This is a genomic window from Alteromonas sp. W12 (assembly GCF_001924945.1).
In the GTDB taxonomy this organism is placed as follows: Bacteria; Pseudomonadota; Gammaproteobacteria; order Enterobacterales; family Alteromonadaceae; genus Alteromonas; species Alteromonas macleodii.
Window position 1 is genome coordinate 427,969 of sequence record NZ_LQXH01000009.1, and the last position, 12,904, is coordinate 440,872.

Annotated in this window: 10 protein-coding genes; 2 read left to right on the forward strand and 8 right to left on the reverse strand. The window is 42.6% G+C overall.

The features are described 5' to 3' along the window. Nucleotides 1–26: 26 nt before the first annotated feature. The 6 genes from dnaX to AWH61_RS15490 all read right to left on the reverse strand — a co-directional run bounded on the left by dnaX (nucleotide 27) and on the right by AWH61_RS15490 (nucleotide 6,229). Nucleotides 27–3,158, reverse strand: a complete 3,132-nt coding sequence (dnaX, locus tag AWH61_RS15470) for a DNA polymerase III subunit gamma/tau (RefSeq protein ID WP_075177543.1) — start codon at nucleotides 3,156–3,158, stop codon at nucleotides 27–29. Between the two features lie 41 nt (nucleotides 3,159–3,199). After that, entirely contained in the window at nucleotides 3,200–3,736 is a 537-nt protein-coding gene (gene apt, locus AWH61_RS15475; RefSeq protein WP_014950051.1) for an adenine phosphoribosyltransferase, read from the reverse strand. Between the two features lie 22 nt (nucleotides 3,737–3,758). Continuing rightward, nucleotides 3,759–3,881 carry a hypothetical protein gene (locus AWH61_RS20300; protein ID WP_256253717.1) on the reverse strand — a complete coding sequence of 41 codons (123 nt, stop codon included), beginning with the start codon at nucleotides 3,879–3,881 and terminating at the stop codon, nucleotides 3,759–3,761. Between the two features lie 153 nt (nucleotides 3,882–4,034). Further along, the gene (locus AWH61_RS15480; protein ID WP_075177544.1) at nucleotides 4,035–4,799 is read right to left on the reverse strand and encodes an HvfC family RiPP maturation protein; all 765 of its coding nucleotides are present in this window, start codon (nucleotides 4,797–4,799) and stop codon (nucleotides 4,035–4,037) included. Next, nucleotides 4,796–5,647: an HvfB family MNIO-type RiPP peptide maturase gene (locus AWH61_RS15485; RefSeq protein ID WP_075177545.1), complete on the reverse strand. Its 852-nt coding sequence runs from the start codon at nucleotides 5,645–5,647 to the stop codon at nucleotides 4,796–4,798. The genes AWH61_RS15480 and AWH61_RS15485 overlap by 4 nt, the downstream gene beginning before the upstream one ends. Before the next feature lie 150 nt (nucleotides 5,648–5,797). Further along, entirely contained in the window at nucleotides 5,798–6,229 is a 432-nt protein-coding gene (locus AWH61_RS15490; RefSeq protein ID WP_014976963.1) for an HvfA family oxazolone/thioamide-modified RiPP metallophore, read from the reverse strand. Nucleotides 6,230–6,459: 230 nt separating this feature from the next. Here AWH61_RS15490 and AWH61_RS15495 point away from each other — a divergent pair, with 230 nt between their 5' ends. Continuing rightward, nucleotides 6,460–9,810 carry an nSTAND1 domain-containing NTPase gene (locus tag AWH61_RS15495; RefSeq protein WP_249922664.1) on the forward strand — a complete coding sequence of 1,117 codons (3,351 nt, stop codon included), beginning with the start codon at nucleotides 6,460–6,462 and terminating at the stop codon, nucleotides 9,808–9,810. Continuing rightward, the gene (locus tag AWH61_RS15500; RefSeq protein ID WP_075177547.1) at nucleotides 9,788–10,126 is read left to right on the forward strand and encodes a DP-EP family protein; all 339 of its coding nucleotides are present in this window, start codon (nucleotides 9,788–9,790) and stop codon (nucleotides 10,124–10,126) included. Before AWH61_RS15495 ends, AWH61_RS15500 begins: the two co-directional genes overlap by 23 nt. A gap of 645 nt (nucleotides 10,127–10,771) precedes the next feature. Here the strand turns inward: AWH61_RS15500 and AWH61_RS15505 are convergent. Both AWH61_RS15505 and AWH61_RS15510 read right to left on the reverse strand, forming a co-directional pair. Then, nucleotides 10,772–11,740 (reverse strand): sensor domain-containing diguanylate cyclase, encoded by a 969-nt coding sequence (locus tag AWH61_RS15505; RefSeq protein ID WP_014950057.1) that lies wholly within the window; start codon nucleotides 11,738–11,740, stop codon nucleotides 10,772–10,774. 136 nt (nucleotides 11,741–11,876) lie between these two features. Continuing rightward, on the reverse strand, nucleotides 11,877–12,614 hold the full coding sequence (locus AWH61_RS15510; RefSeq protein ID WP_075177548.1) for a substrate-binding periplasmic protein: 738 nt from the start codon (nucleotides 12,612–12,614) through the stop codon (nucleotides 11,877–11,879). Nucleotides 12,615–12,904 lie beyond the last annotated feature (290 nt).

Sequence of the window (12,904 nt, forward strand, 5' to 3'; positions counted from 1 at the left end):
GCTTCGTTTTGGTGTTAATAATTCTGCTATCGCGCTTTAACCGAATCGGTTAGCACTGACGCATCGAAAGTCGATAGCAATGCTTGAATTGTATCGTCGGTTTTAATCACCGAGTGTGCATGCGCATGGCGCATGGCATGAATCTCTTGTTGTAACGCAAAAGGTGTAGATGCTGGTTCACCTAACGTGATATTTACTTCAACGTTTTCACCCAACCCATGATGGATTGCATCAACCAATTGCTTTCTCGCACTATCATTCAATAAATGCGTCTGACTGTGGTCAATTTCAAGGGACACTTGATTGCCCGCTCGAGAAAATGATGCGTGCAGGACCAATTGTTTGAGTAGACCAGCAACTGGCATTTGCTCAACTAGATTGCTCCACTCGTCAATTTGGCTAGCGTGAGTTAATTTGCTTCCGTCATTTAAATACGCCTTTAACTGCCCGTCATAGGTACTGCTCAGCGGCGTATCAAAATTTAGAGCATCCCGCGCAAAAGACCGATCTCCCGCACTTTCCATCTGCTCAGGGGCACTGTCGTAATTCGAACTGCTATCAGAGGGCGCTTCAACATAATCTGCACCTTCAACCTGTTGAGGCGGTTGATTATCGTAATCAGTAGCCCAAGGCGGCATATCCTCAACCGGTGTTTCCGAGTTTGATTGCGCCTCAGATTCGTCATTTGAAAAAGGCATATCCTCTTCAAATTCATCAAGCGAGAAATCGCTCGTGTTGTTTGAGCTAGAATGACTCTTTTCTGACTCGCTAGTATGCATAGTGTTAGAAGAATGCGCGTGAGTATTACCTAAAGACGAGCCTGAATTTGTACTTTCCAGTTGAGGAGTGTCTCCGCGCGCAACACTATTATCTTTATGTTCTGAGCCGCTATCTATACGCTTCGGGCTGTTCTCTCTAAGCTCTGGGCTATTATTTAGAGGCTTAGGGCTACTATTTAGAAGCTCAGGGCTATGGTCTTGCAGCTCACGGCTGTTTTCATGCCCAACGGGGTTTAAATCACCACTCTTGATTTCGTTATCAGCGCTAGCCTGCCCTGCACTATTATCGCTACCCTTGTTAACTCCATGTGCAGTTTGTGCAGTACTCAAAGCCTCGGCTTTACTTCTGGTAAAGCGCGCTTGAATATCACTTGCACTTTCGGTCTTAGCATTTGCTGCGCTGGTACTTTTTGACTCTGCGTCTTGTGCTTTTCTTTGCTTTAACTTTTGACGAAGTGCCAACATATCAGCCGTAGAGGTAAGCTGCTCTTCGGCCGTTAATGAGGACGGTTCGTTCTCGTGCGCCAACGACTCGCTGTTTTTATCAGAGCCTTTGGCGTTATGAGAGCCCTCAGCGTTATGAAAACCTTCAGCGTCATAAGAGCCCTCAGCGTTATGAAAACCCTCAGCGCTTTGAAAACCTTCAAAACCTAAGGAACCATCATCTTCTGACGGAGGTGGCATATCGTCCATGTACGCATCTAACGGAGGTCCATCGAAATATTGCGCTGCTTCGTTATGGGGCGCACTGACTTCACTTGGCGTTGGTTCAAGCTCTGCAGCAACGCTTTCTGTTTGTACCGCTTGTACCGCGGTGTTTTCTACGGGTAGTTCTTCAAAAGACGAAGTTGGAGCTGGCTTTACGGATTCATCATCATGTGAAGCATCACGCTCAAGTGCTGTAGTTTGAGTTGTCGTTGCACCTGACTCTGCATGAGGTAGCGCCGACAGAGTATCACTTCCACTCAACTCGCTTTCATCAGCGGCTGCATGTTCCTGCTCTTGCTGTGATTCAAATGGAGACGTAGATTGTTCTTGCTGCTCTTTTTCGATTATTGATGTAGCAAGTGAGTCTGGGGTAGATGGCGCACTTTCTAACGACTGTTCAGAGGTAGATTCAACCGATAGATGTGAAGGCGTCTCCTCCTGCACATTGGTTGCAGAAGTTTCGCTTAACGGCGCTTCCTCCTGCTTACCGACGTTTCCCGGGCCACCACTGGAAGAAGCATGATCTACAGGTAAACTATGCTCACTCCTCCCGTTTTCAATTTCACTTGCCGTGTCGTCGATGGGGGTATTTGGAGCAAACGACATCATTCGCATCAATGTCATTTCAAACGCACTTTTTCCATCCGCAGCAAACGGTAAGTCTTTTCTTCCTTGCAGTGCAATCTGATAAAGCAGCTGCACTTGCTCAGCTGGAATAGTTTTCGCTAATTGAAATATCGCTTTAGCCGATGTGGTTTCTAGCTTACATGCTTCAGGCACCCATTGCGTTAATGCTATTTGGTGCAGCAGGCTAGCCAATTCGCTGTGTACGTTGTCATAATCGGGGGCTTGCTCTGCGATGTCATTGACCAACTGCAATACATCAGCAGGACTTTTACTTACCACAGCATGAACCACTTTAAGCAACTGGTTCTTGTCCATCAGCCCCAGCATATCGGTTACCACCGATGCCAACACTTGATTTCCACCCTGTGCAATCGCTTGGTCTGTTAAACTCAGCGCATCACGCATACTGCCTTGGGCGGCTCTTGCCAAAAGCGCTAGCGCTTGTGGCTCGAAAGGTAGCTGTTCATGCTCTAAAATATGCTGCAGCTGTCCAACAATCTGCTCCCGAGACATGGCTTTCAAGTTAAACTGCAAGCAACGGGATAAGATGGTTATCGGAAGCTTTTGAGGATCGGTGGTCGCCAGTAAGAACTTAACATGTGGAGGTGGCTCTTCCAGCGTTTTTAACAGCGCATTAAAGCTGTGTTTTGAAAGCATGTGTACCTCATCGATAAGGTACACTTTGTAACGCCCGCGAGTGGGTTTGTATTGCACGTTATCAAGAAGCTCGCGAGTATCCTCAACTTTGGTTCTTGATGCAGCGTCAATCTCTAACAAATCAACGTAGTTCCCCTGCTCTATCTCTTTACAGGTGTTACATTGACCGCAAGGGTTTGCCCCTTGTCCTTCTTCGCAGTTAAGGCTTTTCGAAAAAATACGTGCAATGGTAGTTTTACCTACGCCTCGCGTACCTGTAAACAGATAAGCGTGGTGTAGACGATCGTTATCCAAAGCATTTGAAATGGCAGAGACAACATGTTCCTGACCCACAAGTTCACTGAACTTGCCCGGTCGCCACTTCCTTGCTAGTACCTGATAACTCATTATTACGTATTTCGCCTTTTGCTAGTTATGCTTTATAGCGATTATTCGCCTTCAAACTCACAAATAGAGTAGCTTTCTATATCAAGCGTACTCAATTTCTTCTCGCCACCTAGGTCCGGTAAGTTAATAACAAAACCTGCATGGTTTACTTCACCGCCTAGTGAACGAATTAGTTTCGCAGAAGCGGCTATCGTTCCACCAGTTGCAAGTAAATCGTCAATAAGAAGGACTTTATCACCTGGCTCAATGGCATCTTTATGGATTTCCAATGTATCCATGCCATATTCAAGCTCGTAGCTCTCGCTAACTACTTCACGAGGAAGTTTGTTGGGTTTTCTCACTGGAACAAAACCAATGCCCATTTCGATGGCCAATGGCGCACCAAAAAGGAACCCGCGTGCTTCAGTACCTGCTATCTTGGTAAATCCCATACCTTGATACTTTTCTACAAGTAACGAGATACAGCTACTAAATGCTTTGTGATCTTCTAAAACGCTGGTCACATCTCTAAATAAAATACCTGGCTTTGGATAGTCAGGTACGGTTTTCACTACTGATTTAATATATTCTGCAGTCACAATTATGCCTTGAATGTCTGCGTTATAACCAGAAGGTGAACCAGCCGGCGATGATATGCATCAACGGGAACGCGATTAGAGTTACTAGCGATGCTAGAAAGTACCACTTGTTATAGACTTCTTTGAAATCTGAATTGTCAGCCATTTGCACTACCTAAACAATTTTGTGAACAAAAAAATGGTGCTAAATGTTAATCGAAAGCAAGCCCGATTGACAGCGCTAATATGATCGATCGCTCACTTTCAGACCAGATCCTGGCGAAAGTTTAATATAAAGCAGGTAAATAGTAATGGTTACTTAGGATACTGGAAGCAGTATTCCTTTTTGTAACATGTCAGTGAAGGTCTGGTTCATACCATTTATAAGCACGTTTGAAGGAATTTGGGGAAGTTGTTGGCACAACGACTCAGCTAATTTTTCTATTTCCATCCCCAGTTCATTTTGTTCCAGCGTGTTGACTAAAATAGCCGTCACCGGATTAACATGAGCAAATTGAACGTCAAACTCACGGTCTCTGTAAACAACGTAGAACTGCTGTTCTTCGGCAGGTTGCTCTGGGATATAATCCTCACCAATTAGATGGACTTCGAACTGATATGCCGCCAACGAGGCATACGGTGACACCCTAATTGCGGTAACATTGTTTCCTTGTTGATAAAATTCAATGTCGTCTTCGTTTTTTCTGATACTGACGTCAAGCTCAAGCCACTCATAGTGAGCAAGCTCCGCAGCAAAGTCGGGCAGAGTAATATCGAAGATTGGCTCTGTTGAAAGGTACTCAACGAACTCTTTACTTATTTCAGCAAAATAAGGAGAGCGGCATTCGTGCTCAATAAAAAATTGACGCACTATACTCTCCCATCCTTTTTCACCATACTGTTTTACCACAATAGATTTTAAAACGGGAAAACCGGTACTGACGAAATTATCGATGTTGTTAAAAAACAGGGATTGATAGATTTTCATACGACGAATGTGATCAGCGTCGGTATCACAAAATGTCTGTGGGTCTTTGATCGCATCAACGAACGTTTTTTGAGTGGTTTGAAATGACTGAGTCACGCGACACTTCCTTTAACGTTTGATGCTTGAACAGCTTCGCATTTTGCTTGAATTTGCTTAATTTTCTTCACTTCCGCTAATAATTCGCTTAACGGGGGAATATTAAAATCACGCTCTAGCAAAGTTGGAAATACGCCGTGAGTGAGGTAAGCGTGCTCCAACAGCGCCCAAACTGGCTCAATGACATCAGCCCCGTGAGTATCAACTTTCAAATCCTCTGCTTCATCATAATGACCAGCAATATGGCCATACACAATTTTGTCTGAGGGCAAGCCGTTAATAAACGCTTTCGCATCGTATTTATGGTTGATACTGTTAACGTAAACATTGTTTACGTCGAGAAGCATCTTGCAACCCGATTCTTTTAGTATGCTCTTAGTAAATTCAAGCTCATCCATTTCTTGGCCTGGCGCAATGTAATAAGAGACATTTTCTAAGACTAGCGGTCGTTCAATGATATCTTGAACTTGAACAATTCGAGATACTACATGCTTAATCGCGTCTTCAGTAAAAGGAATTGGCATCAGATCGTACATATGCCCGTTGCCAGAACAAAAGCTTAAGTGCTCGCTATACAATGCAATATTGTTTGCATCTAAAAATCGCTTAACGGTTTTTACAAACTCGACATCTAGTTTGTCGCTACTTCCGATAGACAAAGATAAACCATGAGTTGTAAAGGGAGCTTGCGAAGACGCTTGCTGAAATTGTTCTTGGTACTTCCCACCAAGTGGGATCCAATTTTCAGGGGCTACTTCCCAAAAATCGACTTCAGATGGCAATGTAGGTAAAAGCGCTTTTAGCATTTCCCGACGAAACCCAAGACCTGCGCCACAGATGTTTTTCATATCTTCCCCTTTACCGCATGGGATTGCACAATTGTAACGTACGTTACTAGACAAAAAAGGCCATCATTCGACAGCCATTTTTTTGCTAAGCGTAACTCGTGTAGCCTTCATCATTCTTTTTCAAGCTACACGATGATTTTTGAATGGCGGTTACATGCTACCGCATTTGCCTTCGCCGCACTTGCCTTCTTTACCAGCTTTCTTGTCGCCGCCACATTTACCTTCGCCGCACTTGCCTTCTTTGTCAGCTTTCTTGTCGCCGCCACATTTGCCTTCGCCGCACTTGCCTTCTTTGTCAGCTTTCTTGTCGCCGCCGCACTTACCTTCGCCACACTTGCCTTCTTTTTCAGCTTTCTTGTCGCCGCCGCACTTACCTTCTCCGCACTTGCCTTCTTTCTCTGCTTTGTCGCCGCCACATTTTCCTTCGCCACACTTGCCTTCCGCAGCGAATTGGCTGTAACCAGATTCTAATGCTTGCATACCAAATGGATTTACATCTGCTACTGCAACCGTTGACGCCAAAGAGCCAATTACAACTGCACCCAACGCTGTCGCTACTGATGATTTTTTGATTTGTTTCATTGATGTACCCTCAATAATATTAGTCATGTTTGACGTACAGTAAGCACGTGTACTTTAAAAGACCCTGTGGGCTTAAAGGATATTTCACAAAAATTAATTTTTTTACAATTAATTTTTATGACATTGATATTAAAAGGTTTTATATTAACAAAAGTGCATCTGCATACTTTTACAATAAGTTAACAGAAAAAGTTAAGTACAGTACCTACAAAAAGTACAGGGTAAACGCGGTGAAGCAACAATTTTATCTAGGTCAATGGCAAGTCGATGTAACCAGCAATACTCTATCTCTCGGCAAGCTTAAGAGGACTCTAGAGCCGAAAACCATGGATGTTCTGCTGCTGTTGTGTCAGCAAAAAGGAGAAGTAGTATCCTCTGACGAGATCGTTGCTCAGTGCTGGCCTAGATCTGTGGTTGGAGACAACCCTGTACACAAAGCTATTACCAATTTGCGACGTGCATTAGGAGATAAAGCTTCAGCACCTGAATATATTGAAACTATCAGGAAACGAGGATACCGGATTGTTGCTGAGGTTCATTTTATAGGTGATGAGCAGTCACGAGCTTCTGAAACTAAATGGCGAGATGCTTCCCCGTATGTAGGACTGAATGCATTTTCTGCCAACGAAAGCCAAGTCTACTTTGGCAGAGATGCACTAATCCGTGATTTAGTTTCTCGCAGTTCAGAACTTTTCAATCGTAAACGACCTCTTATGATGGTGCTCGGCCCAAGTGGTTCTGGCAAAAGTTCGCTGATCCATGCCGGATTTTTACCCAAGTTACTCGAAAAACAAGGAGTAAATGGGTTGCATGCATATGACTACTTGAGCGTTGACCTTGCCGATATAAACCCTAACGGCAATCCATTTGCAATCATAGACGAGATAGCGGCTCACATGTTGGATTGGGGAAATGACGAAAAAGCGGTTTTTGAAGGTTATAGTGCATCGCTTCTTGCCGACAAACTGCTTACTTCTCCGCAATCAATTGTTGATATTGTTGAGCGTTATTGCGAAGAGCACGAGCATCATACAAAAAGCTCCTACTCTTTTTACGCAATCATTTTAGACCGATTAGAAGTTTTCCTCGCCGACACGAAAATAGAGCACAAAGACAAGCAGGCTGCATTCACACTTTTAGAGACACTAAGTCAAAGCAACCTTTTTCTTGTCGTTTTAATTAGCAGAAACGACTTCTACCCGCTTATTTCTAATTTCGAAGTATTGATGAAAAATAAGTCTCGGGGAGCGCATGTAGATATAGCGCCACCTTCGTTAAGTGAGCTTGGTCAAATAATCAAACTTCCCGCTCTGGCAGCAGAATTGCAATGGGAGCGCGACGGGACAACAAACGCCACTCTCGACGATGTTATTCTTTCTGATGCAAGCCTAGAGCCCAATTGCCTTCCACTTCTTCAGTACACGCTCCAAGAGCTTTACTTACAACGCGACGGTAACTTACTTAAACGGAATACCTACTACGCGCTAGGAAAAATCGATGGAGCCATCGGCCACAAAGCCGAATCAACCTACTCCCAAATGCCTGCATCAGTGCAAAATGCGTTAAACACAGTACTTCCCCTTATTGTTAACTTGTCTGGCATGGACAATACGATGACAAGTAAAACAGCGAGTTGGGATGAGCTAAAAGGCAATGATGAGCGTCGGTTCGTCGAGCTCATGGTAGAACAGCGCCTTTTCGTTTCATTTTTAAATCAAGGGCAAGCCAGCTTCAAAGTTGCTCACGAGGCAGTGTTAAGAAAATGGGAGCGGGTTCAGCAATGGATAGCACAGCACCAAAATACACTTTCAATTAAGGCAGCCCTTTATGAACAGGCAAAAACATGGGCAGAGAATGACAAAGATGACGCCTATCTTCTTCAATCAGGAAAGCCGCTTCTAGATGCCTCTACACTTCTTGATGCGAAATACATCCGACTATCGAATGCAGAACGGGAGCTTATTCATCAAAGTCAGCGTAAATTCAGAAGGAAAAGCCTCTTTAAAGCGTTTACTGCCGCACTGTTGGCCGCACTATCTGTTATTTCCTTTGCGGCTATGCTGCACAGTAACCATTCTCAAGCTTTAGCTGAACGAAAGCGATTGGAAGCCGAAAATCTGATGGGGTTTATGATTGGCGATTTTGCCGATAAGCTTCGAAGCGTAAAACGAATGGATTTGCTAGAAGGTATTAGTGAACAGGCGCTTAGATATGTCACCCAAGCCCAAGAAATTCAAACGGGATGGATTGGATCGTCAACGCCGAAGCCTAGTTTTGAACTTCGCTTCCAACATGCTCTGTCTTTGCAAGCAATGGCTGAAGTGCGGTTTTATCGCGATGATGCCGATACTGCCCAGCAATTGTATAAAGAAGCCGATAAGCGATTGGGCGCATTACTTGAGGAGCAGCCCGACAACTTCAAACTATTATTAGCGGCAGGCGCTAATGCATTCTGGTTAGGAGACATTGAATTAAGAAACTACAATTTTGCGCTGGCAGATGAGCAGTTTAATCGTTATTTGCGCTTTAGCGAGGAGATGCTGAAGGTATCCCCCAACAATTCGGATGCTTTGCTAGAGCTGAGTTATGCAACTAACTCGATTGGTAGTGTCGCGTTTCGTCGACAAGATTTTGACAAAGCTCTTTCGTTCTTCGAATCATCTCTGGCTTATAAGCAAAAACTTTTTGAAAAGTCAGAGTCACCTATTATTACCGCAACCGCAGTTGCAGATACTTATTCTTGGATCGCGTCTACACACATTCACAAGGGCCGTATTAACGAAGCACAATTAACCTTTGCGAAAGCAGAAGCTATTTTAGAGAAAAGCCTAGCTAACTACTCAGGGAATGCAGAGATAATTGAAACACTTAGTTTAATTAAAATGAATGCCGCAAAGAGTAGCCAATTTACTGAAGACCTTAATACTTCCATTGAACATTTAAATGATACTAAAAAATTGTTGATCCAATTACTTGAGCAGGACCCTGCAAACAGTTCATGGCAATCATACTATAAACATGCCAGGGCGTTGCTGGACTATTACAGATCACTAAACGCAATCTCTGCATTGCACAATCATAATATAAAACAAGATATCACTATTGATGAGCTGCTAAGAGATGGTGCACGCCTCTCTTCGAAAATTTATACAGTCCTCTCTTACCAATATCGTCAGGAATGGCAAATCAGTAGAAATTTGCTAGCTCAAATAAATATAGAGCACACTATTGAAGAGGATTTAAACAAGAATATTAAGGCAGAATTAATAAATGTTAGGGAATTAGAAAACTATGTCCTATACCAAATCGCGAGTATTCGCCAAGCGCTCAACGATGAGGGAAAAAATATAGATATAGTTCAAAAGGAATGTGAGACACTGTTTTCTCTTACAAACTCGGTAATCAACACAAGTAAACACCCTTTATTCTTACAAGCCCATGTATTCGCGGGATACTGTTTAAATAAACAAACAGTAGTAGCCAAAGTACGAAGGCAACTCGCTCTTATGAACGTACCGATGCCACTTTATTTTACCAACATCAATAAGGATTTGAACAATGACAACACCACCGAACTATAACTACAGCGTTTCCGTTGACGCAGAAGGAGTTTTTACCATTATACCGGAGGGCGGTGCTCCAGAGTCGCCCATTACCGTTACTGTGCCGAATACAACTATAACTTATACTCTTACCTCAGATACCCCAGCTGCCATGGTGTTTTTAGCCCCCCAAATCACGAATGATCCTGAAGGGGATTTAACTTGGGAAATTAAGGATTCGGGTAGGTGCATTGTTATTACTGATTCAGACGCTGACGAAGAAGACGCTATTTGCGTAAAACTAGTTACCGGATTTATTAGCCCAGACCCTCAAGTAAAAAACGAGCCTGTTTAAATAGGTAGATTCTGGGGTACCTATCAAAGTGATTTTTACTCCACAAGATATGACGTCTAGGTATTTTTTTCGGCGCGCTTATCTTTATCTGAAAAAGCACGTAGCAAGTACATTTTCACGAACAGCTCGTGCTTGCTACTATCGTTCAGACTCTCCCTCTCACGCACTAACTAAACGCTCAACATCAACTTCATGCCTAAAAATGAGTGTTTTTTCTGATAGGCTTTTCGTCCTGAATACTTGCGACATGTAATAACTTAGCTGCATTCATATTTAAGCTTTGAGCACACCATCCGCATCAAAAAACCATTGGCTTTACCTATCGCGCTTGAGCTTGATAGCCGTTTGATTCAGAGCTGAAATAGACAAATTCAAACCTTAAAGCTATGAGAAGCCTCTAACAACCAGTGGCAACGCAACAAGTCCAAATGATTTTAAATTCGTGAGTATCTTAGTTTAATCGATGCTAACTGAGGCTGGAATACTGCGTTATGCATCATGGGCTCGGCATTGAACTATTAATAATCAACACTCACGTTTTTATGGAATTTGTGTTTTAACAGTCAATTATAAATATCCTAGCTCACCAGCCTCTGCGTAGAGCAACGCGTTTTTTATATTAGTAACTAGCACCATCACTTAAATCTAGAGGAAGCATATTTGGTCCCTTCCACGAGATTTGGCTTGATACAAAAGCGTATCGGCCGCCTGCAATAGCGATGTTATGTTCTCATAGCGTTGATTTTCATTCGTTGCCACCCCCATACTAACAGTGAGCTTTTTATTCGATGCCAGTACGAAGTGCCTGGCGCTCAGCTGGGCAAGGTGACGCTTTATTCGTATAGCCAATAATTGGGCGGTTTGTGAAGCGCAATTGGGTAAAATAATCGCAAACTCTTCTCCACCATAACGTGCCGCCAGGGTGTCACGGTTAGGCATACTTAAACTCAGAAGTTCACCAATACGTTTCAAACAACGATCTCCAGCTATATGACCATACTCGTCATTAAAAGCTTTAAAGTGGTCTATGTCGATTAAAATGACACTTAACGGTGACCCCTCGCTACTGCATTTAGTCCATTGGCTACTTAAGTAGTCCGAGAATTTGTGACGATTCGCCAATCCTGTTAAAAAGTCAGTTTCTGCCTTTCTTTTCAATGCAGCGTACTCGGCTTTATGGAGCGTCAGGTCACGTAGAATGCAGAAGAATAACGAGTTACTAGACGATAGCTCTTCTGGCAACGATGAAACTGAGATTTCTACACTAATATCTCGGTGCGACTGACTTCTTTGCGTAAGAGAAACTTCGAAGGGTGGCGTTTCTAGAGCATTCTGCGCAGCGTTATCTAAACACTGAATGACATGGCTTTGTATTTGACCCGTTTCATCATTTATGAAATTAAGTAAATTTTCACTTAAAAGTTCATCACGAGACAAGCCCAAGAGTGAAGAGGCATTGGTATTAACCATTTCCATTGTGCCATTGCTATCTACAACGACTATTGCCTCATTGATAAAATTTATCATTCTTGCAAGAGAACTGTCTTTGTAGAAATTGAACAGTTCAAGGTGGGATGTTGTCGATTTGTTTTTACTTAACATTGATGTACGCATTCCAATATTCCGCCCTATAGGCCCTGAATTGCATACAAGATTACGTTGATATTATTAAACGTACCTTCCGAACACCTTCCTCTTTAAATTACTGTTTTTAAGTGATTTTTTAAATTTAGGAAGCAAAAGGAAATAGTTATTTATTCGCACTTCGATAGGATTCTAATATTGTAGAGTCACTTATATGTGTAGTAGCCAGATTCAAACTATCAACAAGTTCATCTTTGTATCTGCTGTGATTTGAAACTGCAAAATAGGAAGGTACGGTCAATTTGTCTGAAATACTTACCTCAACCAATCGACTACCTAAGGACTCTGTATAAAATTGATAGGGTTGTTTGTAGCTAATTAGATAAGACGTTCTTCCAACATCAAAAAGGTGAATCGCGTCGCTACTTGTCGGCATATCAAAAAATTCAAAACCTTCTTGCTGAAGTGCCTGTCGAATTCCTAAATAGTCATAGCCGCGAATTGCCGAAATTGACTTATCATCCGCAAGTTGTCCGTTATGTAGAAGTACAATAGATAAGTAAACAAATGGAGCGTCTATAAATGTAGCGTTCTGATCTAACGCTGAAGTACCTCTGACATTAATTGTGACATCGACCTTCCCGGTCTTCACACGTTCAAACAAACGGGCCGGAGGCATGCATTCAACTAACACGTGATAATTCATTTTAGTCAATATAGCTACAGTTGCATCTATCGCTACACCATGACAACGCGAAGAGTCGGGTTCTTTAATCACTAATGGTGGGAACTCAACGACACCAAGCGTAATAGACTTTTCTGTTTTTAAATTTTCTTCAGAGCTTGCGCAATACGCCCAAGAAATAAGAATTAAGCAGTAACCTAAAAGAACCTTACGTTTCACATTTTTACCGATTTATACACTGATAAATTATTTATATAGGATTTTGTGAATAAATTATAGGAAGGAGATGTTATTACTAGATCTCTCCCAGTCAAAATATGCTTACAGCACAAGCACACAAGAAATGGGGTCAGAGTACATTTTTTCGCTTTAGAAAGAGTGGAAGTAATAACGTACTCTGACCCCTTTACTCCTGAGTGAAAAGACTTAAGGTCTGTATCGGAGTTTGTGCGCCTTAAACTATTCGATAAATGAAACTTTCACAGTGACTAGAAGTAGGTAAAAAGAGC

Coding starts and splice junctions, on each gene's coding strand:
- AWH61_RS15485 (WP_075177545.1), bottom strand. CDS start 5,647: ATGAAAAACATCTGTGGCGCAGGTCTTGGGTTTCGTCGGGAAATGCTA.
- AWH61_RS15490 (WP_014976963.1), bottom strand. CDS start 6,229: ATGAAACAAATCAAAAAATCATCAGTAGCGACAGCGTTGGGTGCAGTT.
- dnaX (WP_075177543.1), bottom strand. CDS start 3,158: ATGAGTTATCAGGTACTAGCAAGGAAGTGGCGACCGGGCAAGTTCAGT.
- AWH61_RS15500 (WP_075177547.1), top strand. CDS start 9,788: ATGACAACACCACCGAACTATAACTACAGCGTTTCCGTTGACGCAGAA.
- AWH61_RS20300 (WP_256253717.1), bottom strand. CDS start 3,881: ATGGCTGACAATTCAGATTTCAAAGAAGTCTATAACAAGTGGTACTTT.
- AWH61_RS15505 (WP_014950057.1), bottom strand. CDS start 11,740: ATGCGTACATCAATGTTAAGTAAAAACAAATCGACAACATCCCACCTT.